This window comes from Allobosea sp. LjRoot90 (genome assembly GCF_964254315.1).
GTDB lineage: Bacteria > Pseudomonadota > Alphaproteobacteria > Rhizobiales > Beijerinckiaceae > Allobosea.
The window spans coordinates 290,308-314,082 of sequence record NZ_CAXUTF020000007.1 but is presented as its reverse complement, the minus strand read 5'-3'; the positions used below and the strand labels follow the sequence as shown (position 1 = coordinate 314,082).

Sequence of the window (23,775 nt, the reverse complement as noted above, 5' to 3'; positions counted from 1 at the left end):
GACTGTGCCGCTCGATACAGCCAGCAACTTGTTTGGTGATGAAACTCGGCCAGCTGGGCTCGACCGTCGAGAGTTCGCCGGGCGTTACCGATTGCACTTCCGCTATCGCCTGGCCGACCTGTCTGAGCACACGTTCCTTCTGAGATTCAGCCAGAGTTGGCCAAGCCTCCGATCCGACAATGCCATGAAGGCGGGACATGATGAGGTAGGACCAACCATCCCGCTCCCCTTCCGCAATGACCTGAGGAATGGGAACCGAGAGCTTTCCATCCAGCAGGCGAAGGGTAGCGCGTTCGGAGACGAACTGGCTCCTGTAGAGAGGCGGAAAGAGTTTCAGCACGAAGCTGCCGTTCAGATCGACAACGAGGTTTGTTCCGGTCTGATAAGGCACGAGTGCGTCTGCCGGGACATTCTCCGATCGGGCGATGTCCTCGACATGGGCCTGCCAGTTCTCTGGCTTTGCGCGCCAACTCGCGAAGACCTGCTTATCCGTGATGATGGGAAGTGCGATCAGGGTCCCGTCCTCTCCTCGGAATAGAAGCCCTACCCTACCGCCTTCGCTGCCGCCCTGCCCGCGACCCGTCCCGAGAAGATGCAGCCGCCGAGGAAGGTGCCTTCGAGCGCGCGATAGCCGTGCAGGCCGCCGCCACCGAAGCCGGCGGCCTCGCCGACCGCGTAGAGCCCCGGCACCGGCTCGCCGCCATCCCCCAGCACGCGCGCCGAGAGATCGGTTATCAGCCCGCCGAGCGACTTGCGCGTCAGGATGTTGAGCTTGACCGCGACCAGCGGGCCATGGGCCGGGTCGAGGATGCGATGGGGTTTGGCGGTGCGGATCAACCGGTCGCCGATATAGGCGCGGGCGCCGCGTAATGCGGCGACCTGCAGGTCCTTGCCATAGGGGTTGTCGGCGTCGCGATCGCGCGCCTCGATCTGCGCCCGTAAGTGTGCCTCGTCGATCAGCCCGGCACCGCCGAGCTCGTTCATCCGGGAGACCAGGCGCGAGAAATCGGTCTCGACGATGAAGTCCTCGCCCTTGTCGAGGAAGGCCTGGACCGGCGCGGGCATGCCGGCACGGGCGCGCTGGATGACCTGGCGCCAGCTCTTGCCGGTGAGATCGGGATTCTGCTCGGAGCCCGAGAGCGCGAACTCCTTGGCGACGATGCTACGGCTGGTGACGAACCAGGAATGGTCGAAGCCGGTCCTGCGCAGATGTTCGAGCGTGCCGAGCGTATCGAAACCGGGAAAGAGCGGCACCGGTAGGCGGTTGCCGCGGGCATCGAACCAGAGCGAGGACGGGCCGGGCAGGATGCGGATCGCATGCGCCGGCCAGATCGGCGCCCAGTTGGCGATGCCTTCGACATAGTGCCACATCCGGTCGCCATTGATCAGCCGCCCGCCGGCATTCTCGGCAACGGCCAGCATGGCGCCGTCGACATGGGCCGGCACGCCGGAGAGCATGCGCTTCGGCGGTTCGCCCAGGCGCTGCGGCCAGTTGCGGCGGACGAGCTCGTGATTGCCGCCGATGCCGCCGGAGGCGACGATCACCGCCTGCGCCTTGATGGCGAAGCTGCCGGTCACAGCGCGCGAGCTCGCCTGCCCGCGATCGACCGCGCTGTCCTGCAGCACCTCGCCTTCGACGCCATCGACCGCGCCGCCGCTACGCGTCAGGCCGGTGACGCGATGGCGGAAGCGCAATTCGATCAGCCCTCTCTTCTCGGCCTCCGCGACACGGCGCAGGAAGGGCTCGAGCACGCCGGGGCCCGTGCCCCAGGTGACGTGGAAGCGCGGCACCGAGTTGCCGTGGCCGGTGGCGAGATAGCCGCCGCGCTCGGCCCAGCCGACGACGGGAAACCAGCGCATGCCCTGCCGATGCAGCCAGCTGCGCTTCTCACCTGAAGCGAAATCGAGATAGGCATCCGCCCAAGCCTTGGGCCAGTGATCTTCAGCACGGTCGAAGCCGGCCGAGCCGAACCAGTCCTGCCGGGCGAGGTCGCGCGAATCCCTGATCCGCAGGCGGCGCTGCTCGGGGCTATCGATCAGGAAGAGCCCGCCGAAGGACCAGTGCGCCTGGCCGCCCAGCGACGCGCGCGGCTCCTGCTCGACGACGACGACCTTGCGGCCGGCATCGGCCAGTTCCGCGGCAGCGACGAGGCCGGCAAGGCCAGCGCCGACGATGACGACGTCCGCCTCGAGCCCCATGCGCCCTCCCTACGGCCGGATTCCCGTTGCGGTTGAGCTTGCCGAGAAATCGCCGGACCGCAAGGGCGCGCGGTGGCGCTCAGGCCGCGCGTGGCGACGTCACGCCATTGCCGAAGCGCCTCGTCGCCAGCACCGTCAAGGCGAGGAAGATCGCGAGCACGATGCCCTGGGCGATGGCGAAGGGCGGCTCGCTCTGCGTCGGCGCCATATTGTGCAGCACCGTCACCTTGAGGAAGAGCTGCGCGATCAGCACGAAGATCAGCAGGTAGAACGAGAGCACCGCCGTGATCGCGTAGGTTCGGCGCCATCCTCCCCGCAGCCCCTTGCCGTAGAGGGCCAAGGCGGCCATCGCCAGCAGCACGAGCGAGATCGCCCCGACGATATGCGACGGCAGCACGCCGCTGAACGGAAAGACGTAGCCGGTGATGTCGGTCGCAGCCGAGGTCGACAGATAGACGCCATTCCAGCGCTGGCTGAGATGGCCCTTCAGCAGCGCTGCCGTCATCGGGATGCCGGCGACGATGGCGATGATGCTGAGCCAGGTGTGGAAGCCGACCAATGTGGTCGGGTCGAGTACGAACATGATGAAGCCCCCCGCTTCAAATGCAGCGAGCCATATTGCCAATCCGCAAGCGTGCTGGCGAGCGCTTTATGGAAACTTTCTCAACTGGAGGGCTCGGCGGACCGTGGCGAAACGGGACCCGGTGACGATCAGTACGAAGTCCGCCAGCACGACGAAGGAGAAATGGGCGAGGCGAGGAAGAGCAGCCAGGCTTTCCGGCTCATTCCGGCGCGCCCTTCCTGAACAACGCGATCAGCCAGCGGCCTTCGCTGCCCTCGAACGAATGTGACCAGAGCAAGTCGAGGCCTAGCGCAGCCAGCGCGGCGACGATCTCGGAGCGCGGCCAAAGGGCGACATAGTACTCGTTGCCCTTCGAGCCGATTTCGACGGTGTCGCCCTCCCCCTCTCGGATCGAGAACAGGAAGACGCCGCCGTCGCGAAGCGCCCGCGTCACCCGGGCAAAAACTGCAGGCAGGGTTTCACGCTCGACATGCTGGAGCACGTAGAGCGCCACGACCCCGTCATAAGGGCCGCCGAGCGGATCATTGATCACATCGAGTTGCTCGGCATGGCGGCCACGCGAAGCCTGGAAATGCAGGAAGGACTCCGCCCCATCGGTGCGTCTGACAATGAGCCCCCGTTCTTCCAGCCAGTCGGCATCCCAGCCCGGGCCGGAGCCGATTTCGAGCAGGCTGCCTCCGGGCGAGGCAGCCTTCAGCAGCTCGACGAGTGCCGGCTGATCGCCCGCCTCCGGTTTTGGTGCGGTGGTTTGCGCATAGTCGTCGGCGCAGCCCTCATAGCCGGCAAGGGTCGACGCATTGGAGGCCGAGCGACCCGCCGCTCCACCGTCCTTGGCCGTGTCCTGCTCCGTCATGTCGCGCTCCCGTTCCTGTCACCGTCCAGCGGGATCCAGATCGTCAGGCCGCCGAGCCCGGTATCGGGATCGAAGGCATCGTTGTGAAATTCGAGGACGGGCCCGTTCGCAGCGTTGAGCCCGGCGGCGGGCAACGCCTCGTTCCAGATCGCCGTATAGGTGTCGAAGATCGTCGAGACATGCCCGGCATGCTCGAAGACGGCATAGGTCCGGGGCTCGATCTCCAGATAGGCCAGCGGCTTTCGCGGCGAAGCGGCCGATTTGACCTCGACGGCGCACATATACTCGAAGCTGCCATCCTCATCCGGCGCGCGGCAGATGCCGATCGGCATCATCTGCACCTTGTCGGCGATCGCCTCGTAGTGCTCCGACATGAAGGCCTGCCATTGCGCGGGGATGCCGATGGTCGCCTCGTAGGAACAGGGCGCGGAGAGGCCGACGAGACGCCGCTTGCCGAGCTGCCGCAAAGCCGGGATCGGCGTCCGGGCGCGGCCATCCCGCAGCCGAAGCGGCGCGACGAGCTCGAGCCTGTCGAGGCTGCCGCCGTTGCGGACTTCCTCCGGCGTCGTGCCAAACTGGTCGCGAAAGGCGCGTGTGAAGGCTTCGTGCGAGCCGTAGCCGAATTCGAGTGCGACCGAGAGGATGTCGGGAGCGCCGCCGGCCAATTGCCTCGCCGCTTCGCTCAGCCGCCGCGCCCTGAGATATTTCATCACCGGCCAGCCGCTGGCGGTTCCGAAGGCGTTGGCCAGATGCGAGCGCGACACCTTGCAGGCCGCCGCGATCGATCCCAGCGTCAGCTCCTGGCTCGAATTGCGCTCGATGACCCAAAGCGCTGTGTCCGCGATCGACATGGCAGGCTCTCTCCCTCCGAGAGACCCGTGATTATCATCGCGAATAATGCCCCGCTTGATCGATCGTCCACAAGCGTCGCGATCCGACCGGGCTCACTCCGTCAGCTTGATCCTGACGCTTTCGCCTTCCTCCGCGGTCGCGCGCTGCAGCGTCGCCTTCGCCTCGTCGACCTGCCGCTGGCGGTTCCAGAGCGCGGCATAGACGCCGTCGGCGGCGAGCAATTCGCGGTGGTGGCCGCGCTCGACGATCAGCCCCTTGTCGAGCACGATGATCTCGTCGGCGTTGACGACCGTCGAGAGCCGGTGCGCGATCACCAGCGTGGTGCGGCCTTCGCTGACCCGGTCGAGCGCGTCCTGGATTTCCTTCTCGGTGAAGGAATCGAGCGCCGAGGTCGCCTCGTCGAGCACCAGCACCGGCGGCCCTTTCAGGATGGTGCGGGCGATGGCGACGCGCTGCTTTTCGCCGCCGGAAAGCTTGAGGCCGCGTTCGCCGACCGAACTCTGATAGCCTTCCGGCAGCGACTTGATGAAGCGGTCGATCTGGGCGAGCCGCGCGGCCTCCTCGATCTCGGCTTGTGTCGCCTCGGGCCGGCCATAGCGCAGATTGTATTCGATGGTGTCGTTGAAAAGCACGGTGTCCTGCGGGACCATGCCGATCGCCGAGCGCAACGAGACCTGCTGGATCTCGGCAATGTCCTGGCCATCGATCAGGATGCGCCCGGCCTGCGGCTCGTAGAAGCGGAAGAGCAGGCGCGAAATCGTCGACTTGCCGGCGCCTGACGGGCCGACGATCGCGATGGTCTTGCCGGCCGGAACCTCGAAGGAAATACCGCGCAGGATCGGCCTCTCCGGGACATAGGCGAAATGGACATCCTCGAAGGTGACAGTGCCGGCGCGAACGTCGAGCGGGGCCGCACCCGGCTTGTCCTGGATCTCGGGGTCGCGGCCGATGAGCTGGAACATCTGCTCGATGTCGAGCGTCGCCTGCTTGATCTCGCGATAGACGGTGCCCATGAAATTCAGCGGAATGTAGAGCTGGATCAGCATGGCGTTGATCAGCACGAAATCGCCGACCGTGTTGGTGCCGGCCTGGAAGCCGCGCACGCACATCACCATCGAGATCGTCAGGCCGGCTGCGAAGATCGCGGCCTGGCCGAAATTGAGCCAGGCGAGCGAGGTGTAGGCCTTGATCGAGTTGCGCTCATAGCGCGCCATCGAGACGTCGTAGCGCGCTGTCTCGCGCGCCTCGGCGCCGAAATACTTCACGGTCTCGTAGTTGAGCAGCGAGTCGATCGCCTTGGCGTTGGCGTCGGTATCGGACTCGTTCATCTGGGCCCGGATGGCGATGCGCCATTCGGTGGCCTTGATGGTGTAGGCCATGTAGCCGACCACCATCGTCACCAGCACGACGACATAGCGCCAGTCGAACAGCCAGAGCAGCACGCTGATGATCAGCGTGACCTCGATGATCACCGGCACGAGCTGGTTGAGACCGAGGCGGACCATCTCCTCGATGCCGTTGCGGCCGCGCTCGAGCACGCGCGTCAAACCGCCGGTCTTGCGCTCGAGATGGAAGCGCAGCGAGAGATGGTGGAGATGGCCGAAGGTCTGCAGTGCCAGCGTCCGGACCGCATGCATGAAGACCGGCGCGAAGATCGCATCGCGCAATTGCACGAAGGCAGCCGAGCCGACACGGGCGAAGCCGTAGATCACGGTCAGCGCCAGCGGCGCCCCGACCAGAAAGGGCAGCCAGTTCGACAGGGTCGTCGGGTTGTTGGCGAGCGCGTCGGTCGCCCATTTGAAGGCGAAGGGCACGCCCATCAGCACGAGGCGGCCGATCACCAGCAGCACGAAGGCGGCGACGACGCGCTGGCGCAGATCCGCCCGCTCCGGCGGCCAGAGATAAGGCCAGAGCGCCTGGAAGGTGGCGATAAAACCGGAGCCGGGCTGGAGCACGGTGGGGCGCGCAAGGGGCGCCGAGACCGGCGTGGCAGGCGAGGACATTGAAATGCTTCCAAATGGAACCGCCGATATAGGCGGATTCTCTGGGGAATGCAGGGGGCGGGAGAAGAAATCCGTACGCGCCCCCGGCTTGCCTCGTCAGGGTGCAGGACCATTCCGCCAAATGACATCGGCCGGGCGGCTGCTTTCGATCACCAGTCGCGCATTCGGCAGGTCGTTGCCCTCGACCCAGGCGCGCGCGGCCTCGGGGCTGCGACCGAGATCGGTCCAACGAGCCAGCAGCCGGCGCTCCAGCTCGGCCATCGGCACGTCGATGAAGATGGTCAGGTCGAAGAGCGGCGCGAGCTCGGACCATGGCGCCCGGTCGAGCAGGAGGTAGTTGCCCTCGACCAGCACGAAGCGGACGTCGGCCGCGATGATCGCCGCGCCGGCGCGGGCGAGATCGGCTTCCCGATCGAAGATCGGCACCGCGACCGCTTCCTCGCCCGAACCAATGCGCCGCAGCGTCGCGGCGAGCCCGGCGCAGTCGAAGGTTTCCGGCGCGCCCTTGCGGTTGCGCAGCCCCATCGCATTCAGCACGGCATTGTCGAAATGGAAGCCGTCCATCGGCACCAGCGCCGCCTCGCTTTCTGGAAGTGCCGCAAGCAGTCGCTCGCTCAGCGTCGACTTGCCGGCTCCCGGAGCGCCTGCGAGCGCGACGATGATGCGGCTCAGACCACGCGCCTGCTCGACGATCCGGGCAGCAACGTCTTCGGCGGTTTGCATGGTCACAGGCCCGGAATCTCCGCTGCGCCGCCGCAGGATCGACGACGTCAGCTGCGTCTGCAACCTTCCGCTACCGCCACGAAGCGACACCGATCCCGCCTTTTTCTCGTCGCAACTGCGATGTCAGACTGGCCTAAAGCCTTTAAAAACCCGCCCCGGAGAAGACGCCATGACGCTTCGACACATTCTTCCCGCCGCCTGCGCGCTCGCGCTGCTGACGGCCCTGCCTGCGCTCGCGCAATCGCGCCCACCAGCGCAGATCAAGATCACCAATGGCCGTACCGTGCCGCTGGAGACGCTGGAGATCACGACCACGGGCGAACAGGCCCGTCTCGTCGCCAAGCTCGCCAAGCCGCTGGCGCCCGGCAAGAGCATCGCGCTCAAACTGAACAAGCCGGCCGGCTGCAGCTACTACGTCCTCGGCAAGTTCAGCGACGAGAGCGAAAGCGACAATGACGGCATCGACCTCTGCAAAGAGAGGTCGCTGCGGCTGACGGAGTGAGACTTTTCCCTTCTCCCCTCGGGGGAGAAGGTGGCAGCGCGAAGCGCTGACGGATGAGGGAAGGACGGCTCGACCTGCCCTTGTCTCACCCAGTCGAACCGCCCTCATCCCCTGCCGGACCTTCTCCCCCGTGCATGTCGGATGTTTCCGACATGCACCACCTAGAGTGCCTATCTCGGGCAAGCCCGAGATAGGTGGGAGAAGGATGCCCGCTAAGCCGTCGCGCCCTCGCGCATCAGCTTGTAGGTGATCGAGTCGACCAGCGCCTGGAACGAGGCGTCGATGATGTTGGCGCTGACGCCGACGGTGGTCCAGCGCTCGCCGGTCTCGTCGGCGGATTCGATCAGCACGCGGGTGACCGCGTCGGTGCCGCCCTGGAAGACGCGGACCTTGTAGTCGACCAACCTGAGGCCGCCGATCAGCGACTGGTAGCGGCCAAGGTCCTTGCGCAAGGCGAGGTCGAGCGCGTTGACCGGGCCGAGCGCGCTTTCGGCGACCGAGATCAGGGATTCCTCGCCGACCTTCACCTTGACGATCGCCTCGGAGAAGGTGACGAGCTCGCCCAGCGCATTGTAGCGGCGCTCGACATTGGCGGTGAAGCGCTCGATCTCGAAATAGGCCGGCAGCTCGCCCAGGATGCGCTTCGCGAGCAGATAGAACGAGGCGTCGGCGCCCTCGAAGGCGTAACCCTGCGCCTCCTTCTCCTTCAGCTCCTCCAGCACGCGCGAGAGCCTCGGATCATCGCGGCCGATGGTGACGCCGATGCGTTCCAGCTCGGCGACGAGGTTGGATTTGCCGCCCTGGTCGGAGACCAGCACCTTGCGGACATTGCCGACCAGATCGGGCGCGACATGCTCGTAGGTGCGCGGGTCCTTCAGCACGGCCGAGGCGTGGATGCCGGCCTTGGTGGTGAAGGCCGAGGCGCCGACGAAGGGCGCGTGCCGGTTCGGCGCCCGGTTCAGCATCTCGTCGAGCGCCCGCGAGACATGGGTGAGCTCGCCGAGCTCGGCCTCGCCGACGCCAACGCTGAAGCGGCGGTTGTAGCGCTCCTTCAGCTTGAGGGCGCCGATCAGGGTGACGAGATTGGCATTGCCGCAGCGCTCACCGAGACCGTTCAGCGTGCCCTGGATCTGGCGCACGCCCGCCTCGACCGCGGCGAGCGAATTGGCGACGGCGCAGCCGCAATCGTCATGGGCGTGGATGCCGAGATTGTCGCCGGGCACGACCTTCGCCACCTCGGCGACAATCCGTCCGATCTCGTCCGGCAGCGTGCCGCCATTGGTGTCGCAGAGCACGACCCAACGCGCCCCGGCCTCATAGGCGGCACGGGCGCAGGCGAGCGCATAATCGGGATTGGCCTTGTAGCCGTCGAAGAAGTGCTCGCAGTCGAGCATGACCTCACGGCCGGCCGCCTTGGCGGTGGCGACGCTGTCGCGGATGCCGTCGAGGTTGTCCTCCAGCGAGATCTCGAGCGCGACATGGACATGATAGTCCCAGCTCTTGGCGACGAAGACGATGGCGTCGGCCTTCGCATCGAGCAGCGCGGCGATGCCGGGATCGTTCGAGGCCGAGCGCCCTGCCCGCTTAGTCATGCCGAAGGCGGCGAACTTCGCCCGCTTCGTCGGCTTCTGCGCGAAGAAGGCGGTGTCGAGTGGGTTGGCGCCGGGGTAGCCGCCCTCGACATAGTCGATGCCGAGCTTGTCGAGCATCGCCGCGACCGCGCGCTTGTCGTCGAGCGAGAAGTCGACGCCCGTGGTCTGGGCGCCGTCGCGCAGCGTCGTATCGAACAGGTGGATGCGGGCGAGCGTCGCGTCGCCGCCTTTGCGCGGCGCAGCCTCGGCCAGCGTGGCGGGCGCCTCGGCACTCATCGCCTCACCCGCAGCCGGTAGCGCAGCACCTTCGGCATCACCATGGCGAGCATGACGAGCTTCATCGCGATCGAGAGCGAACCACGCTTGCGGATCTTCGGGGCCTGAGTGGTCATTGTTGTTGTTCTTCTTTCAACGGAGCGCATTTCAACAGGATGGACGAACGCCGGAGGCCGGCCAGAGTTTCTTGAGGTTCGGCATCACCGCTTCACCTCCCAGCTCGTAATCAACTCGCCGGTGGCCGGGTCCTTGCCGTCCATGAGCACGATGCCCATCGCGACGAGCTCGTCGCGGAGGCGATCGGATTCGGCGAAGTTCTTGGCCTTGCGGGCGGCCAGGCGGGCGGCAATCGACGCCTCGACCTTTGCCCGCAGGGCATCATCGATCTCGGCAACCGCCACCTGCGGCAGAGCGATCCCGAGCAAGGCGAGGCTCGCCTTGAGGCCGGCATAATCCCCAGCCTTGCGCAGGGCGTGCAACTCCGCGAGCACCTGCGAGGTGTTGAGGTCGTCCGCCAGCGCTTCGATCACCGCGGCAGGGACCTGCCCGGCCTCAGCCTTTCCGGCAGCCGTCGCCCAATCGGCCAGCGTCTTCTCCGCCTCCTCCAGCGCCTTCACCGTCCAGTCGATCGGCTGGCGGTAATGGGTCTTGAGCATGGCAAGGCGCAGCACCGCGCCGGGCCATGTCCGCCCGCCGAAAATGTCGGTCGCCAGCAGCTCGTTGATGGTGACGAAGTTGCCGAGCGATTTCGACATCTTCTCGCCTTCGACCTGCAGGAAGCCGTTGTGCATCCAGTAGTTCGCCATGCGCGGCGCGCCGCCGGCCGCGCCGAAGGCGCAGCAGCTCTGGGCCAGCTCGTTCTCGTGATGCGGGAAGACGAGATCGATGCCGCCACCATGGATGTCGAAGACGTTCCTGGCGGGATCGTCGCATGTGAGGCCGCCACCGAACGGCTCGAGCAGCGTCTTCATCGACATGGCCGAGCATTCGATGTGCCAGCCTGGGCGGCCGGGCGTGGCGATGCCGGCCGGCGATGGCCAGCCGGGATCGATCCCGGCGCGGCTCGGCTTCCACAGCACGAAATCCATCGGATCGCGCTTGTACGGGGCGACATCGACGCGGGCGCCGGAGATCATCTCGTCGAGCGAGCGGCGAGCGAACGAGCCATAGCGCGGCGCATCCTTCAGCCCGGCGACCGCCGGCACATGGAAGAGCACATGCTCCTCGGCGACATAGGCGACGCCGCGGGCGATCAGGCGCTCGATGATCGCCTTCATCTCCTCGATATGGCCGGTGGCGCGCGGCTCGTCGTCGGGGTGCAGGTTGCCGAGCGCATCGACATCGGCGTGGAACTGCGCCGTCGTCGTCTCTGTGACCTTCGCGATCGCCTGGTTCAGCGGCAGGTCGGGAAAGTCACGCGCAGCGCGGGCGTTGATCCTGTCGTCGACGTCGGTGAGGTTGCGGGCATAGCGAACATGATCAGCGCCGTAGAGCTGCCGCAGCAGCCGGTAGAGCACGTCGAAGACGATGACCGGCCGGGCATTGCCGATATGGGCGTAGTCATAGACCGTCGGGCCGCAGACATACATGCGCACGTTCCGGGGATCGACGGGGGTGAAGACCTCCTTCGTCCGTGTCAGCGTGTTGTAGAGCCTGAGGGTCGGTTGCATCGAAGCGGTGTCCTGGCGAGAAGGCGACAAAAACGGCTTATCCTGGCCGCTGGCCGGGGCGCTGTCTGTCTTTTCGCTTTAGACGAGGACGTGAGCAGCCGGCCAGCGAAAGCTAGCGGCAAATAATGCAAGTAATGGCGAGGGCTCGCGTCATCCAGCCGTGATGCCCGTCATGTGCGCTTACGTCAAGTGGCAGCTGCGCAACGCTTGCGCGCCATCGCCCTGCCTTCCCGCGATTTCAGCTCTCTTCGCCGCAATGCCGCCACAAGCGAAAGGCGGTTTGCGCGCAACCAAGATTGCCGTGGTTCACGCAGTCTTAACCATTTGGAACCAGTTTGACATGTCGAAGGTTCAGCCCCGGTCGGGTCTCAGGGACAGTATCATGCGCCGCGCCGTTGCTCTGGTCGGGCTCTTCGGAATCCTCGGCGCCGGAATGTCGCTGGCGCTGCTGCCCGCGACCGGAACAGTCGCCGCCCCCAAGGCCGAGCGCACCTATCTGATCCCGGCCGGAGACGGCTACGGCGTCGCCGACTGCATCGCCAGCAAGTCGGAATGCGGCCAGATCGTCGCCGACGCCTGGTGCGAGTCGCAAGGCCACCGCGTCGCCACCGCCTATGGCCTGGCCGCGCAGGAAGATTTCACCGGCTCGACCCCGCGCCAGGCCAGCGCAACTCTGGCCGAACAGCCGCTGGCCATCACCTGCGGGGGCTAATCCCGACGGGCGAGTTTCCCCCGGATCAACGCAAGCCGTATCGTTGGCAGCCGCGGATCTGGAGCGGCTGCATCGAGGATCGTCGGCTCATGGTCCGCTCAGCACTCGTCGCCGCCTTCGTCTTGACGACACTCCTGCCGGCCCATGCCTTCGAGGGCCGCTATCGGACGCTCGGCGGCAGCATGACGATCCGCCCGGCCGGCGCCGGCATGCTCAAGGTCGATATCGAGATCGGCAGCAGGAGCTGCGTCGGGGCCATTTCGGCACGCGGCCGGGTCCAGGGCGATCGGCTCGTGGCCGAGGCCAAGGCGGAAGGCGATGTCTGCCGCCTGGATATCCGCCGCAAGGGCCGCTCCCTCACGATAACGGAGAGCGGCGAGTGCGTTCATTTTCACGGCGCGAACTGCAATTACACCGGCGACTATACGCCCCGCTAAAGAACGCGGTCTGAGCGCCTTTCAGCGCACCCATTCCGAGCATTTCGGCACTTCGCCCATCCCGCCCCAGGGCATGATCGGCACGCTCGATGTCGAGTTCTGCGGCGAGCCGTCGATCAGCTTGTCGGTGTAGACCATGTAGATCAGGACGTTGCGCTTGGTGTCGCAGCCGCGCACGATCTGCATCTTCTTCCAGATCAGCGAGCGGCGCTCGCGGAAGACGACGTCACCCTGCGAGAACTTCTCCTTGATCTTCACCGGGCCGATCTGGCGGCAGGCGAGCGAGACCTCGGAGACCTCCTCGGCGACGCCGAACATGCCGGAGACGCCGCCCTTCTCGGGCACGGTGTAATGGCAGGCGACGCCCTCGACGACCGGGTCGTCGACGCCGTAGACGGCGAGCTTGTCGTCCGGGGTCAGCATCTTCCAGACCGTCGACTTCCTGAAGATCAGGTCCTCCTGCGCGAAGGCCGGCGCAGCGACGCCAGCGAGCGCGAGAACAGCCGAGACGGCGAGAAGACAACGACGAAAGCTCATTCAGATTCTCCCAGAGCGTTCCCGCAGGACAGCGGGCAGGATATGGGATGGCGCGCCGTCCCGCACCAGTGCAGGCGGCGATCGATAAGCAAATCACGCAACAGGGCGACGACCATGCTGCCGCAGCTCGAAACCGGGCGCCTCCTCCTGAAGCCGCGCACCGAGGCCGATCTCGACTTCATCGCCGCCCTGAACGCCGATCCGCAGGTGATGCGCTACATCGCGGCGGCCGGCGATCCGGCGATGGGCCGCGAGGGCGTCGCAGCGCGCAGCTTCCTGCATGTCGAGCGCGGACTCGGCTACTGGACCGTGTTCGCCCGCACCGACGAAAGCGAGCCGCTCGGCTATGTCGGGCTCATTCCGGATGGTGACGACGCGGAGCAGGCCCAGATCAGCTATCGTTTCGCCGCCCGGCATTGGGGACAGGGCATCGCCCGGGAGGCGGTGGACCGGCTGCTCCGCTACGGCTTCGAAACGCTCGAGCTGCCGGAGACCCTCATCGTCACGCATCCGCAGAACGCAGCATCGCTGCAGCTGGCGGCGCGGCTCGGCTTCGAATCGGCACCGAGCGAGAGCGAGATCCTGATCGGCGCAACGCCGGTGCTCGCGGTCCGCTTCCGCCTCCGGCGCGTTTACATCGCGGCCTGACGATTGCTAGATCCTAGACCTATAGGCGCGCAGCCACAGCCGCATTGAAGCGAGTTGAACCATGGCGAGGAAGTTAGCGGCGAGTTTGCCATAAGGGCGTCGGCCGCAATCATCGCAGTTTCCGAGGCTCGGCGAACGTGGAAAGCTTTCTTATGCAGGTCAGCGTTTATCAAAATGGAACTGCCATCGGCACCGCCATCCTTGAGCATCTTGATCCACCTATGGGCGTTGCTTTTGGCCCCTTCTCGCCATCAGATCGATACGATCGTGACCAGCACGCCAACACTATTGAAGGCGATTATATCGATGACAAGGGCCAATCATTGTCGGTGCGCGCCGAGCAACATGGCCGTCTCAATATCGCTTCAATAGCGATCGAGGACTGGGCTGCTCCCGAGATCGGAAAACAACTGACCGTATGGTTTCAGGATGGCGGCGATTTCGTAGCGCTGTTCTCGGCACATGACGGCTACAAGGCATATTACGCTCGATAGGTCATAGCCGCCTCCATTGCGGCCATCTCTGATTAATGGGTTCATAGCCTAGCGCCGGTCGGCGCCATAGCTGTCGAGCGTCGCCGTGCGCCGGGCAATGAGCTCCGCCCGGCAGCTCGGGAAGTGCAGCACCTGCCCTTCCCGGCCGAAGTCAGCATTGGCGTAGAACTGGCAGGCCTTGTCCTTGAAGGCGTTCCAGGCGCGCTGCTCGTCGAGCAGGTCCTTCTTGGTCGTCGGCTCGCTCGCCGCATAGAGCCGCTTCCAGGCTGCATTCAGCTTGGCGTCCTCGCGCGCGACCCATTCACCGCCGCAGGCGGCCCAGGCGGGATTGGTGCCGTCCGATGTGTCGATGCAGCGCTTATAGGCGTCGTCGGCCGCCGCCGGCATGACCAGCGCGCCAAAGACGCCCGCAGCCAGCAAGGCGCGCACAAAGCCGCGCATGCTCAGGCGGCGATCGGCTTGAAGGCGAGATAATAGGCCGCGATCGCGCCGACGAAGCCGAGCCCGGTCAGCACGAGCTTCAGCCGAGTGAAGCCGCTGGCGAAGGCGACCGTGCCGTCCTCGACCTTCGGATAGCGATCGAGCAGGCGGGCGATGGCGAGATTCTCGGCAACGTCGCAGAGCCCGCCGAAGAGCCAGCCGCCACCGCACAAAGCGGCCACCCACCATGGGTAGCCGCGCATGGTGAGACCGACGACGATCAGCGCGCCGACGATCGTATAGACCAGCGCGAAGGCGAGATCGGCCGGCAGCAGCTTGTTGCGGTAGATCGCCCGGCGCTCGGGGCCATAGAGCGAGAAGAGCTTCTCGACGTCCTCCTTGGTGAAGCCGTTGAAGTCGCTCTCCAGCGCCCGGTCGACGCGCAGGCTGCGCGCCCAGAGCCAGGACAGGAGCAGCGTCAGCACCACCAGCGCCGGCCCCCAGAAGAAGAAACCGAGCGGGATCAAAGTGGGGTAGAAGGTCGGCAGATCTTCCATCAGGCTCACGGCTCCAAGGCGTCGTGAGCCGAGCCTACCTCGCCTCGTGCGCCAGCGCCACGGCCTCGCGCAGAACCCGCTCGTCGCCGATGTGGTTGGCGAGGATCAGGACGAGGCGAGCATTGAGCGCGGCGCTCGCGCGCTCGTCGAGATCGCGATGCGCCTGGGCCAGCAGGCGAAAGGCGGCATCTGGATCGGCAAAGCGCGATTCGCGGGCGAGCCCGGTCGCGGGGGTCATGGCAACCGCTGCATTCATCCCCTGCCCTCCATCCGCTCGATCGCAACCTCGATCGCGGCGCGCTCGGGTTTCGGGAAGCGGGCAGCGACATGCCCGTCCGGCCGCAGCAACACGGCTGCGCCGCCCTCCAGAGCATAGCGCTGGCGCAAGGTTCGATCGCCGGCGGCCGGTTCGATCGCGAGTACGCCAACCGGCGCAATCCTTGCCGCGCCTTCACCGAGCAGGATCGCCTGCCCCGCCGCGAAAGCCTCGCTCAGCCAGGCGTGAGGAGCGCCGGCAACCGGCGCGTCGAGGAAAGGCGCGCCGGGCGGCAGGTTGCCTTCCCCGCCGTCATCCTCGGTCGAGAGCGGCGAACCGGCATAGGCTGAAGGCAGCGAAAGCCGGCCGGAATTGACGAAGCGCTTGGCGAAGCCGGTATGTGGCGCCAGCGAGAGTGCCGCCTCGCGTAGCAGGCGCTCGCCCGGCGAGCGCGGCGCGATGAAGTCGGTCGCGCGTGTCGAGTTCAGGATGTTCTCGTCGGCGGCGGCGAGGCGCTCGCTGTCATAGCTATCGAGCAACGAGGCCGGGCTCCTGCCCTGCGCAACCAGCGCCAGCTTCCAGCCGAGATTGTCGGCGTCCTGGATGCCGGAATTGGCGCCGCGCGCGCCGAAGGGCGAGACCTGATGGGCGGCATCGCCGGCGAAGATCACGCGACCATGCAGGAACTTGTCGAGCCGGCGGCACTGGAAGCGGTAGACCGAGACCCATTCGAGCGCGAACTCGGCGTGGCCGAGCATGCGCTCGATCCGGGGCCGCACGATCTCCGGTCGCTTCTCGTGCTCCGGATCGGCATCGGGTCCGAGTTGCAAGTCGATGCGCCAGATGTCGTCCGGCTGCTTGTGCAGCAGTGCCGACTGGCCGGAATGGAAGGGCGGATCGAACCAGAACCAGCGCTCGGTCGGGAACGGCGCGGTCATCTTCACATCGGCGATGAGGAAACGGTCCTCGAAGGCCTCGCCACGGAACTCCAGCCCGAGTAGGCCGCGCGTCGGCGAGCGTGCGCCATCGCAGGCGATGAGCCAATCGGTTTCTAGGGAGTAGTCCCCCTCCGGGGTTGCGATCGTCAGCCTGGCGCCGTCCTCGCGGTTTTCGAGACCAGCCAGCCGGTTGCTCCAGCGCAGATCGACCAGTGGCTCGGCGAGCACGGCCTCGACCAGCGCCGCCTCGACATAGAATTGCTGGAGGTTGATGAAGGCCGGCTGCTTGTGGTCGCCCTCGGGCAGGAGGTCGAACTCGTAGAGCTGGGCCTCGCCGCGAAAAACCTTGCCCTTCTGCCAGGTGACGCCCTTTGCAACCATCGCCTCGGCAAGGCCGAGCCGGTCAAAGATTTCGAGCGTGCGCTTGGCGAAACAGATGGCGCGCGAACCCTCGCCAATCCGGTCGGCATCGTCGATCAGCATGACCGGAACCTGCCGGCGCGCCAGATCGAGCGCCAGCGTCAGCCCGACCGGGCCGGCGCCGACGATGACGACGGGATGGCGGACGGGCGTGGCCGCGTCCTGATCCGGGCTGCGTTGGTAGGCGAACTGGCGGAAGGGCTGCATAGGGCGACGCCTTTAGCCCCGCAGGTCCAGCCACATCTGGCGGTCGCGCTCGTCGGTCCAGATGCGCGGATGGTCGAGGCCGCCGGCCTCGTCATAGGCGCGGGTGACGTTGAAGGGCAGGCAGTGCTCGAAGATCACCCAGTCGCCATAGGACGGCTTCAGCGTCTCATGCACGCGTTCGAAGGTCTCGCGCAGCGAACGCTCCTGGGCGACATGGCCTTTCACTGCCTCGAAGAGGTCGGAGAGGAAGGCGCGCGTGCCCTTGATGCCGTCGGCGACCATCGCCCGGTTGGTCAATGCGGCGCCGCGACCCGGCACCATGGCGGCGGGCGCAAAGGCGGCGAGTGCGTCGAGCGTCGTCGGCCAGTCGGTGAAATGGGCGTCACCGCAATAGGGCGTGGCGCCGTATTCGACGAGGTCGCCGGCAAAGATCACATTGGTGTCCGGCGTCCAGGCGACGATGTCGCCGGCAGTGTGGCCGCGTCCGAGCTTCATCAGCCGGACCTCGCGGCTGCCGAGCCAGATCGAGGCGTTGTGCGAGAAGGTCATGGTCGGCCAGGTCAGGCCGGGACGGATCGAGTCCGCGCCCTGGAACAGCCGCGGGAAACGGCCGATCTCGCTCGCCTTGTCCTCCTCGCCGCGCTCGACGATCATGGCGCGCGCCGCATCCGAGCAGACGATCTCGCGGGCGCCATAGGCCGGCGCACCGAGCACGCGCACAGCATGGTAATGCGAGAGCACGACATGGCTGACCGGCTTGTCGGTGACCTCGCGGACCCGGGCGATGACGCGTTCGGCCATGGTCGGCGTCGCCTGCGCATCGAAGACGAGGACGCTGTCGTCACCGACGACGACGCCGCTATTGGGGTCGCCCTCGGCGGTATAGGCGTAGACGCCCTTGCCGACCTCCTCGAAGGAGACGGTCTTCTCGCCGAGATCGGCAGTGGAGGCGAAAGCGGGGGAGGACATGGAGCAACCTCGTAAACTTGTCGATACTGACGTCATGCTCGGGCTTGACCCGAGCATCTCAGGCCGCGAGAGGCTCCGGTGGGTGCCCTACTCGTTCTGAGATTCTCGGGTCTGCGCCGAGTTTATCCTTGGGCCGACCGAAGGTCGGACCCGAGGGCTTCGCCCGAGAATGACGGTGTGGCCTACGGCGCATAGGGCAGGATTTCCTGCTCGATCGCGCCGAAGATCGAATGGCCGGCGGCGTCCTTCATCTCGATGCGGACGCTGTCGCCGAAGCGCAGGAAGGGCGTCTGCGGCGAACCGTGCCGGATGGTCTCGACCATGCGCTGCTCGGCGATGCAGGCATAACCGAGCCCACCCTCCGCGACCGGCCTGCCTGGTCCGCCATCGGAATCGCGGTTCGAGACCGTGCCGGAGCCGACGATGGTGCCGGCGACGAGCGGGCGTGTCTTGGCGGCATGGGCGATCAGCGCGCCGAAGTCGAAGGTCATGTCGACGCCGGCCTCAGGCTTGCCGAAGGGCTTGCCGTTGACCTGCGCGAGCAATGGCAGGCTGAGCTTGCCGTCCTTCCAGGCCGTGCCGAGTTCGTCCGGCGTCACTGCCGCCGGCGAGAAGGCCGAGGACGGCTTTGCTTGAAGGAAACCAAAGCCTTTCGCCAATTCGTTGGGAATCAGATTCCGCAAGCTCACATCGTTGACGAGCATGACGAGGCGGATCAGTCCGCGCGCCGCCTCGGGGCTCACCCCCATCGGCACGTCGCCGGTGACGACGGCGATCTCGGCTTCGAGATCGATGCCGTAATCCTCGCTGGCGAGCTTCACCGCCTCACGCGGGCCGAGGAAGGAATCGGAGCCGCCCTGGTACATCAGCGGATCGGTCCAGAAGCTTTCGGGCATCTGCGCACCCCGCGCCTTCCTGACCAGCTCGACATGGTTCACATAGGCCGAGCCGTCGACCCATTGATAGGCGCGCGGCAAAGGCGAGGCGCAGTGATTCTCGTGGAAGCGGAAGGAAGGCACCGAGCCGTGCTCGAGGCTCTCGGCGAGATCGGCGAGCCGCGGCGCGCAGCGTTCCCAGTCGTCGAGCGCGCCCTGCAGCGTCGCCACGACCGGGAAGGCGTCGGTCGCGCGGGTCAGGTCATTCGAGACCACGACGAGGCGGCCATCCCGGCCATGCATGAGGGATGCGACTTTCATCTCTTTTCAATCCTCGCCGAACAGTGATGATGGCAGCAAATCGATCCCGGGGAGGAAAGTCCATGCAACGCCGTACGTTTTTGAAGACGGGCGCGCTCGCCGCGGCCACCGCGCCGATCGCGATGCCCGCGATCGCGCAGTCGATGCCTGAGATTAAGTGGCGCCTGACCTCGAGCTTCCCGAAGCAGCTCGACACGATCTACGGCACCGCCCAACAGTTCGCGAAGTTCATGTCGGACGCCACCGACGGCAGGTTCCAGATCCAGACCTTCTCGGCCGGCGAGATCGTGCCCGGCCTGCAGGCGCTCGACGCGGTCACCTCCGGCACGGTCGAATGCGCGCATACGCCGACCTATTTCTATGTCGGCAAGGAGCCGGCGCTCGGGCTCGGCACTGGCATTCCCTTCGGCCTCAACGCCCGCCAGCAGCATAGCTGGTGGTATTTCGGTGGCGGCGAGCAGATCGTCAACGAAGCGCTCGCCAAGTTCAATGCCTACTCGATCCCCTGCGGCAATTCCGGCTGCCAGATGGGCGGCTTCTTCCGCAAAGAGCTCAAGACGGTCGACGACCTCAAGGGCCTCAAATTCCGCATCGGCGGCATGGGCGGGGCGGTGCTGGCCAAGCTCGGCGTGGTGCCGACGCAGATCGCGGCGGGCGACGTCTATCCGGCGCTGGAACGTGGCACGATCGACGCCGCCGAGTTCGTCGGCCCCTATGACGACGAGAAGCTCGGCTTCGTGAAGGTCGCACCCTATTACTACTATCCCGGCTGGTGGGAGGGCGGCGCCATGCTGCACCTCGTCATCAACCAGGAGCAGTGGCACAAGCTGCCCAAGCACTATCAGGCGATCGTCCAGAACGCCTGCGAGGCCGCGAACAACTGGATGCTGGCGAAGTACGACTTCGTCAATCCGGGCGGGCTGCGCCGGCTGATCGCCCAGGGCGCGCAGCTCAAGGCCTTCCCGCAGCCGATCATGGAAGCCTCGCTCAAGGCGGCCGAGGAGTACTACGCCGAGACCTCCGCCAAGAGCGAAGCCTTCAAGAAGGGCTATGAGTCGATGGTCGCCTTCCGCGGCGAGAACCTGCTCTGGTGGCAGGTTGCGGAGCTCTCCTACGACGCCTTCATGAACCGGCTGCGCAGCCGCTGAGGCACACTTACGATAGCTGATCCGAAATGGGCGCGGGAGCCCTCCCCCCTTGTGGGGGAGGGTTGGGAGAGGGGTGACCGGTCGAGCGGCGTCGAGGCTTCGCCAATGATCAGCCTCACGGCTGACTACCCCCCTCTCCAGCTCTCCCCCACAAGAGGAGAGAGAGCGGGCGGCGCTGCGGCGAGACCTCACCACGCCTCGGGCTTGTTCGGGTCGAAGCGCTTCTTCAGCTCGCTCCAGCAATCGCTGTAATTGTCCTGCAGCTCCGGCAGGCCGGCGGCGTAGCCGGTGACGCGCTGGGCGAATCTCGTCTCGAACATAAAGGCCATGGTGCCAGTGAGCTTGACCGGCTTCAGCTCGACCGTGCTGGCATGCTCGAAGGCCTGCGCATCCGGGCCGTGCGGCAGCATCATATTGTGCAGGCTGAAGCCGCCGGGTGTGAAGCCCTCGGGCTTGGCGTCATAGACGCCGTAGATCAGCCCCATGAACTCCGACATGATGTTGCGGTGGTACCAGGGCGGACGGAAAGTGTTCTCCGCCACCATCCAGCGCTCCGGGAAGATGACGAAATCGATATTGGCGGTGCCGGGCGTCTCTGAGGGCGCGGTCAGCACGGTGAAGATCGACGGGTCGGGGTGGTCGAAGGAGATCGCGCCGACCGGCGAATAATGGCGCAGATCGTATTTGTAGGGCGCGTAATTGCCGTGCCAGGCGACGACGTCGAGCGGCGACTGGTCGACCTTGGTGGAGAACAGCTCCCCGCCCCATTTGGCATAGAGGGTCGAGGGCTCCTCGATGTCCTCATAGGCGGCGACGGGCGTGAGGAAATCGCGCGGATTGGCGAGGCAGTTGGCGCCGATCGGCCCGCGATCGGGCAGCGTGAAAGCGCCGCCATAGTTCTCGCAGACATAGGCGCGCGCCGGCCCGCCCATCAATTCGACGCGGAAGACGACGCCGCGCGGGATGATGCAGATCTCGCCCGGCTCGATCTCGATGATGCCGAACTCGGTGAAGAAGCGCAGCTTCCCCTCCTGCGCCACGACGAGATACTCGCCATCGGCGTTGAAGATGTATTCCTTCTCCATCGAGGCGGTGACGAAGAGCATATGCGCGGCCATACCGGCCTGGCTGTCGGCGTCGCCAGCGGTGGTCAGGGTGCGCAGGCCGGTGAGGAAGGTGAGCCTCTCCTGCGGGATCGGGATCGGGCTCCAGCGCAACTGGCCGAGCGAAGGCTTCGTCTCGTCTCGGCAGGGCGCGGTCCGCATCAGCCCCTTGTCGACCAGCGTCCAGCGGCCGCCATGCTTCACGCTCGGGCGGATGCGATAGAGCCAGGAGCGCTCATTGGTGGAGCGCGGCGCGGTGAAGGGGGAGCCGGAGAGCTGCTCGGCGTAGAGGCCATAGGCCGCCTTCTGCGGCGAGTTGCGGCCGATCGGCAGCGCGCCCGGCAGGCTCTCGGTCTCGAAGGAATTGCCGAAGCCGGACATATAGCGGCGCCCGCCGCGGACCTGCTCGCCGAAGCTCGACTGAAGCGTGGTTTGCACGTTCATGACTGGGCTTCCTCCTGCTATCGCCGCTTTGACAGGCGCTGCCGTTGCGCAATGATCGCGGGCGCGGCCTTGAGCGGCCTTGGTCCCACCCTAATTAGTTACATGTGAAACTAATGTCAACGAAGCCGAAGCCGCCCTCCGCCGACCGTGCCCTGCATCTCGAGCAGTTCCTGCCCTATCGGCTCAACGTGGTCGGCTTCTTCGCCAGCCGCGGGCTGGGCCGGGTCTACGGCACGCGCTTCGGCATCGGCATCCCGGAATGGCGGGTGATCGCGCAGCTCGGCGAGTTCGGGCAGCTGACCTCGCGCGACATCGGCGAGCTCTCGCAGATGCACAAGACCAAGGTCTCGCGCGCCGTGGCCGAGCTCGACAAGCGGGGCCTGGTGACGCGAGCTGAGAACCGGGCCGACCGGCGCGAGGCCTTCGTCGCTCTCAGCGCCGCCGGCCAACGCCTCTACGCCCAGATCGTGCCGCTGGCCCTCGCCTTCGAGGAGCGCTGGATCGAGGGAATCTCAGCCGACGAGCTGCGGGTGTTCGAGCGCGTGCTGGCGGTGCTGACCGAGCGCGGCCGCCATCTTGCCGGCGCCTACCAGACCGAGGAGGCGTGACCTCAAAAGACCGTGATCCGCTTCGCGCGATTTGCCGCCCGGAGCGCGATATGCGATGCGCAAAGTCGTCCGGGCGATGCATCGAATCGGCTTTCGCGGACGGTTCGACACGCGCCTCCTTAGTTCCGTCGCGTTTCTAGCATGTGCTTTGCCGATGCAAGCGATCGCCGCTGGCATGGGACGAGCCACAGGGATAGCACTCTGCCTTCGATGATTTTCGCTTCGCTCCGACGCGCGCTCGCTCCGGCGCTGGCTTTCGCCGCGCTGTCGGGCGCCGCATTGGCGCAGTCGCCGGCTTGCGACAACTGGCGCGCCGAACTTTCCAACCTGCAGGGCCAGCGCGGCGGCGATGCACGCGCCGCCCAGGCGGCGCAGCGCGTCGCCGGCCAACTCGCACAGCTCTCCAGCCAGTATCGGTCGATGGGCTGCGATCGCGGCGGCTTCCTGTTCTTCGGCGATGCGCCGCCACCGCAATGCGGCGGCATCCGCGCCCAGTTGGGGGCTTTGCAATCGCAATACACCCAGCTTCAGCAGCAGGCGCAGGGCGGCGCCGTCGAACAGCGGCGCGCCCAGCTCGCGGCGCTGATCAACAACAATTGCCGGACGCAGCAGCGCGGCTTCTTCGAGACGATCTTCGGGATCGAGCCGCGCCGCGGCGAGATCGATTCGACTTTGCCCGAGCTCGACCCCGATCAGCCGACGGAGCCGACGGAAGGCGGGGCACGCCAGGGCGGCCCCTATTCGGTGTGCGTGCGCAGCTGTGACGGCTACTTCTTCCCGCTCGCCAACAGCCCGGGCGGACGCGAGAGCCAGGACGAGATGTGCCAGTCGCTCTGCCCCGGGAGCGAGACGCTGGCCTATGGCATGAGCAGCGGCGGCGACATCCAGAATGCGGTGGCGCGCAGCAGCGGGCAGCCCTATTCGTCCCTGCCGAATGCGCTGAAATACACCCGCAGCTTCGACGCCGCCTGCACCTGCCGAGGACAGGGCCAGAGCTGGGCCCAGGCGCTCCAGAACGCCGAGCAGATGCTCGAGCAGCGCAAGGGCGACATCATCGTCACCGAGCAGCGCTCGCAGGAAATGTCGCGGCCGAAGCCCGAGCAGCCGCAACGCGGCAAGAAGGGCGCCGCCAATACCGCCGCAGCCGAGGCCAAGCCGGCCGGCCCGGCGCCGACCACGCTGCAGGCCGCCCCCGGCGACGAGCCGACGCCTGACACCAATGTGCCGACCGCCAGCACCGAATCCGCCGGCGTCGGCCCGCAGCGGATCGACGGCGAGAAGACGCTGCAGCAAGGCGATGGCCTGAAGCGCGAGAGCAAGAGCGTCACCGGCGAGCGCCGCACCGTGCGGATCGTCGCGCCGAACCTCGCGCCCAATCTGGGGGTCGGGGCGACGGCGCGGCCTTGAGCGAGCTGAGCTAGCGAAGAT

At 66.3% G+C, this 23,775-nt stretch carries 25 protein-coding genes and 1 pseudogene; 8 read left to right on the top strand and 18 right to left on the bottom strand.

Going from position 1 to position 23,775, the window contains the following annotated elements:
- From ACSQ3M_RS23835 to ACSQ3M_RS23805, 7 genes are all read right to left on the bottom strand, one after another.
- Positions 1–391: aminoglycoside phosphotransferase family protein (locus ACSQ3M_RS23835; RefSeq protein WP_436152545.1), on the bottom strand; the 391-nt coding region annotated here is incomplete at its 3' end.
- Positions 392–543: 152 nt separating this feature from the next.
- Positions 544–2,199, bottom strand: coding sequence for an FAD-binding dehydrogenase (locus ACSQ3M_RS23830; RefSeq protein ID WP_436152544.1), 1,656 nt, complete (start codon positions 2,197–2,199; stop codon positions 544–546).
- Positions 2,200–2,278: 79 nt separating this feature from the next.
- Positions 2,279–2,782, bottom strand: a complete 504-nt coding sequence (locus ACSQ3M_RS23825; RefSeq protein WP_436152543.1) for a hypothetical protein — start codon at positions 2,780–2,782, stop codon at positions 2,279–2,281.
- A gap of 199 nt (positions 2,783–2,981) precedes the next feature.
- Positions 2,982–3,635, bottom strand: a complete 654-nt coding sequence (locus ACSQ3M_RS23820; protein WP_436152542.1) for a class I SAM-dependent methyltransferase — start codon at positions 3,633–3,635, stop codon at positions 2,982–2,984.
- Positions 3,632–4,486: an AraC family transcriptional regulator gene (locus tag ACSQ3M_RS23815; protein WP_436152541.1), complete on the bottom strand. Its 855-nt coding sequence runs from the start codon at positions 4,484–4,486 to the stop codon at positions 3,632–3,634. The genes ACSQ3M_RS23820 and ACSQ3M_RS23815 overlap by 4 nt, the downstream gene beginning before the upstream one ends.
- Positions 4,487–4,579: 93 nt before the next feature.
- On the bottom strand, positions 4,580–6,490 hold the full coding sequence (locus ACSQ3M_RS23810; protein WP_436152540.1) for an ABCB family ABC transporter ATP-binding protein/permease: 1,911 nt from the start codon (positions 6,488–6,490) through the stop codon (positions 4,580–4,582).
- A gap of 96 nt (positions 6,491–6,586) precedes the next feature.
- Positions 6,587–7,213 carry a nucleoside triphosphate hydrolase gene (locus ACSQ3M_RS23805; RefSeq protein WP_436152561.1) on the bottom strand — a complete coding sequence of 209 codons (627 nt, stop codon included), beginning with the start codon at positions 7,211–7,213 and terminating at the stop codon, positions 6,587–6,589.
- 169 nt (positions 7,214–7,382) lie between these two features.
- Between ACSQ3M_RS23805 and ACSQ3M_RS23800 the strand changes: the two genes are divergently transcribed.
- Positions 7,383–7,715: a hypothetical protein gene (locus ACSQ3M_RS23800; protein ID WP_436152539.1), complete on the top strand. Its 333-nt coding sequence runs from the start codon at positions 7,383–7,385 to the stop codon at positions 7,713–7,715.
- Positions 7,716–7,927: 212 nt separating this feature from the next.
- On the opposite strand, the gene cimA is transcribed toward ACSQ3M_RS23800, so the two are convergent.
- A complete protein-coding gene (cimA, locus tag ACSQ3M_RS23795) occupies positions 7,928–9,583 on the bottom strand; it encodes a citramalate synthase (protein ID WP_436152538.1) in 1,656 nt (551 codons plus the stop codon).
- A 200-nt stretch (positions 9,584–9,783) separates the two neighbouring features.
- Positions 9,784–11,253 (bottom strand): cysteine--tRNA ligase, encoded by a 1,470-nt coding sequence (gene cysS, locus ACSQ3M_RS23790; RefSeq protein ID WP_436152537.1) that lies wholly within the window; start codon positions 11,251–11,253, stop codon positions 9,784–9,786.
- A gap of 382 nt (positions 11,254–11,635) precedes the next feature.
- Here cysS and ACSQ3M_RS23785 point away from each other — a divergent pair, with 382 nt between their 5' ends.
- Together ACSQ3M_RS23785 and ACSQ3M_RS23780 are read left to right on the top strand one after the other, a co-directional pair.
- Positions 11,636–11,965 (top strand): hypothetical protein, encoded by a 330-nt coding sequence (locus ACSQ3M_RS23785; protein WP_436152536.1) that lies wholly within the window; start codon positions 11,636–11,638, stop codon positions 11,963–11,965.
- An 89-nt stretch (positions 11,966–12,054) separates the two neighbouring features.
- Positions 12,055–12,402 (top strand): hypothetical protein, encoded by a 348-nt coding sequence (locus ACSQ3M_RS23780; RefSeq protein WP_436152535.1) that lies wholly within the window; start codon positions 12,055–12,057, stop codon positions 12,400–12,402.
- 21 nt (positions 12,403–12,423) lie between these two features.
- On the opposite strand, the gene ACSQ3M_RS23775 is transcribed toward ACSQ3M_RS23780, so the two are convergent.
- Positions 12,424–12,939, bottom strand: coding sequence for a CreA family protein (locus ACSQ3M_RS23775; RefSeq protein ID WP_129158045.1), 516 nt, complete (start codon positions 12,937–12,939; stop codon positions 12,424–12,426).
- Positions 12,940–13,053: 114 nt separating this feature from the next.
- Here ACSQ3M_RS23775 and ACSQ3M_RS23770 point away from each other — a divergent pair, with 114 nt between their 5' ends.
- Positions 13,054–13,587: a GNAT family N-acetyltransferase gene (locus ACSQ3M_RS23770; RefSeq protein ID WP_436152534.1), complete on the top strand. Its 534-nt coding sequence runs from the start codon at positions 13,054–13,056 to the stop codon at positions 13,585–13,587.
- A gap of 6 nt (positions 13,588–13,593) precedes the next feature.
- On the opposite strand, the pseudogene ACSQ3M_RS23765 reads toward ACSQ3M_RS23770, so the two are convergent.
- A pseudogene (locus tag ACSQ3M_RS23765) lies at positions 13,594–13,680 on the bottom strand (IS5/IS1182 family transposase); the annotation flags it as partial.
- 44 nt (positions 13,681–13,724) lie between these two features.
- Here ACSQ3M_RS23765 and ACSQ3M_RS23760 point away from each other — a divergent pair.
- Complete coding sequence (locus tag ACSQ3M_RS23760; RefSeq protein ID WP_436152533.1) at positions 13,725–14,081, top strand: hypothetical protein; 357 nt, start codon at positions 13,725–13,727, stop codon at positions 14,079–14,081.
- A gap of 48 nt (positions 14,082–14,129) precedes the next feature.
- On the opposite strand, the gene ACSQ3M_RS23755 is transcribed toward ACSQ3M_RS23760, so the two are convergent.
- The 6 genes from ACSQ3M_RS23755 to ACSQ3M_RS23730 all read right to left on the bottom strand — a co-directional run bounded on the left by ACSQ3M_RS23755 (position 14,130) and on the right by ACSQ3M_RS23730 (position 19,044).
- Positions 14,130–14,522 carry a lysozyme inhibitor LprI family protein gene (locus tag ACSQ3M_RS23755; protein WP_436152532.1) on the bottom strand — a complete coding sequence of 131 codons (393 nt, stop codon included), beginning with the start codon at positions 14,520–14,522 and terminating at the stop codon, positions 14,130–14,132.
- Between the two features lie 2 nt (positions 14,523–14,524).
- Positions 14,525–15,058: a hypothetical protein gene (locus ACSQ3M_RS23750; RefSeq protein WP_436152531.1), complete on the bottom strand. Its 534-nt coding sequence runs from the start codon at positions 15,056–15,058 to the stop codon at positions 14,525–14,527.
- Positions 15,059–15,092: 34 nt separating this feature from the next.
- Positions 15,093–15,296 carry a DUF2783 domain-containing protein gene (locus tag ACSQ3M_RS23745; RefSeq protein WP_436152560.1) on the bottom strand — a complete coding sequence of 68 codons (204 nt, stop codon included), beginning with the start codon at positions 15,294–15,296 and terminating at the stop codon, positions 15,093–15,095.
- Positions 15,297–15,310: 14 nt separating this feature from the next.
- Entirely contained in the window at positions 15,311–16,879 is a 1,569-nt protein-coding gene (locus ACSQ3M_RS23740; protein ID WP_436152530.1) for an FAD-dependent oxidoreductase, read from the bottom strand.
- Positions 16,880–16,891: 12 nt separating this feature from the next.
- The gene (locus ACSQ3M_RS23735; RefSeq protein WP_436152529.1) at positions 16,892–17,848 is read right to left on the bottom strand and encodes an MBL fold metallo-hydrolase; all 957 of its coding nucleotides are present in this window, start codon (positions 17,846–17,848) and stop codon (positions 16,892–16,894) included.
- A 182-nt stretch (positions 17,849–18,030) separates the two neighbouring features.
- Complete coding sequence (locus ACSQ3M_RS23730; protein WP_436152528.1) at positions 18,031–19,044, bottom strand: fumarylacetoacetate hydrolase family protein; 1,014 nt, start codon at positions 19,042–19,044, stop codon at positions 18,031–18,033.
- 62 nt (positions 19,045–19,106) lie between these two features.
- Between ACSQ3M_RS23730 and ACSQ3M_RS23725 the strand changes: the two genes are divergently transcribed.
- Positions 19,107–20,192 carry a TRAP transporter substrate-binding protein gene (locus tag ACSQ3M_RS23725; protein ID WP_436152527.1) on the top strand — a complete coding sequence of 362 codons (1,086 nt, stop codon included), beginning with the start codon at positions 19,107–19,109 and terminating at the stop codon, positions 20,190–20,192.
- 188 nt (positions 20,193–20,380) lie between these two features.
- Here the strand turns inward: ACSQ3M_RS23725 and hmgA are convergent, their stop codons facing one another.
- On the bottom strand, positions 20,381–21,739 hold the full coding sequence (gene hmgA / locus ACSQ3M_RS23720; protein WP_436152526.1) for a homogentisate 1,2-dioxygenase: 1,359 nt from the start codon (positions 21,737–21,739) through the stop codon (positions 20,381–20,383).
- Positions 21,740–21,852: 113 nt separating this feature from the next.
- On the opposite strand from hmgA, the gene ACSQ3M_RS23715 reads away from it, so the two are divergent.
- Together ACSQ3M_RS23715 and ACSQ3M_RS23710 are read left to right on the top strand one after the other, a co-directional pair.
- Positions 21,853–22,347, top strand: a complete 495-nt coding sequence (locus ACSQ3M_RS23715) for a MarR family winged helix-turn-helix transcriptional regulator (protein ID WP_436152525.1) — start codon at positions 21,853–21,855, stop codon at positions 22,345–22,347.
- Positions 22,348–22,557: 210 nt separating this feature from the next.
- Positions 22,558–23,754 (top strand): DUF2865 domain-containing protein, encoded by a 1,197-nt coding sequence (locus ACSQ3M_RS23710; protein WP_436152524.1) that lies wholly within the window; start codon positions 22,558–22,560, stop codon positions 23,752–23,754.
- Positions 23,755–23,775 lie beyond the last annotated feature (21 nt).

Coding starts and splice junctions, on each gene's coding strand:
- ACSQ3M_RS23830 (WP_436152544.1), bottom strand. CDS start 2,199: ATGGGGCTCGAGGCGGACGTCGTCATCGTCGGCGCTGGCCTTGCCGGC.
- ACSQ3M_RS23825 (WP_436152543.1), bottom strand. CDS start 2,782: ATGTTCGTACTCGACCCGACCACATTGGTCGGCTTCCACACCTGGCTC.
- ACSQ3M_RS23820 (WP_436152542.1), bottom strand. CDS start 3,635: ATGACGGAGCAGGACACGGCCAAGGACGGTGGAGCGGCGGGTCGCTCG.
- ACSQ3M_RS23815 (WP_436152541.1), bottom strand. CDS start 4,486: ATGTCGATCGCGGACACAGCGCTTTGGGTCATCGAGCGCAATTCGAGC.
- ACSQ3M_RS23810 (WP_436152540.1), bottom strand. CDS start 6,490: ATGTCCTCGCCTGCCACGCCGGTCTCGGCGCCCCTTGCGCGCCCCACC.
- ACSQ3M_RS23805 (WP_436152561.1), bottom strand. CDS start 7,213: ATGCAAACCGCCGAAGACGTTGCTGCCCGGATCGTCGAGCAGGCGCGT.
- ACSQ3M_RS23800 (WP_436152539.1), top strand. CDS start 7,383: ATGACGCTTCGACACATTCTTCCCGCCGCCTGCGCGCTCGCGCTGCTG.
- cimA (WP_436152538.1), bottom strand. CDS start 9,583: ATGAGTGCCGAGGCGCCCGCCACGCTGGCCGAGGCTGCGCCGCGCAAA.
- cysS (WP_436152537.1), bottom strand. CDS start 11,253: ATGCAACCGACCCTCAGGCTCTACAACACGCTGACACGGACGAAGGAG.
- ACSQ3M_RS23785 (WP_436152536.1), top strand. CDS start 11,636: ATGCGCCGCGCCGTTGCTCTGGTCGGGCTCTTCGGAATCCTCGGCGCC.
- ACSQ3M_RS23780 (WP_436152535.1), top strand. CDS start 12,055: ATGGTCCGCTCAGCACTCGTCGCCGCCTTCGTCTTGACGACACTCCTG.
- ACSQ3M_RS23775 (WP_129158045.1), bottom strand. CDS start 12,939: ATGAGCTTTCGTCGTTGTCTTCTCGCCGTCTCGGCTGTTCTCGCGCTC.
- ACSQ3M_RS23770 (WP_436152534.1), top strand. CDS start 13,054: ATGCTGCCGCAGCTCGAAACCGGGCGCCTCCTCCTGAAGCCGCGCACC.
- ACSQ3M_RS23755 (WP_436152532.1), bottom strand. CDS start 14,522: ATGCGCGGCTTTGTGCGCGCCTTGCTGGCTGCGGGCGTCTTTGGCGCG.
- ACSQ3M_RS23750 (WP_436152531.1), bottom strand. CDS start 15,058: ATGGAAGATCTGCCGACCTTCTACCCCACTTTGATCCCGCTCGGTTTC.
- ACSQ3M_RS23745 (WP_436152560.1), bottom strand. CDS start 15,296: ATGACCCCCGCGACCGGGCTCGCCCGCGAATCGCGCTTTGCCGATCCA.
- ACSQ3M_RS23740 (WP_436152530.1), bottom strand. CDS start 16,879: ATGCAGCCCTTCCGCCAGTTCGCCTACCAACGCAGCCCGGATCAGGAC.
- ACSQ3M_RS23735 (WP_436152529.1), bottom strand. CDS start 17,848: ATGTCCTCCCCCGCTTTCGCCTCCACTGCCGATCTCGGCGAGAAGACC.
- ACSQ3M_RS23730 (WP_436152528.1), bottom strand. CDS start 19,044: ATGAAAGTCGCATCCCTCATGCATGGCCGGGATGGCCGCCTCGTCGTG.
- ACSQ3M_RS23725 (WP_436152527.1), top strand. CDS start 19,107: ATGCAACGCCGTACGTTTTTGAAGACGGGCGCGCTCGCCGCGGCCACC.
- hmgA (WP_436152526.1), bottom strand. CDS start 21,739: ATGAACGTGCAAACCACGCTTCAGTCGAGCTTCGGCGAGCAGGTCCGC.
- ACSQ3M_RS23715 (WP_436152525.1), top strand. CDS start 21,853: ATGTCAACGAAGCCGAAGCCGCCCTCCGCCGACCGTGCCCTGCATCTC.
- ACSQ3M_RS23710 (WP_436152524.1), top strand. CDS start 22,558: ATGATTTTCGCTTCGCTCCGACGCGCGCTCGCTCCGGCGCTGGCTTTC.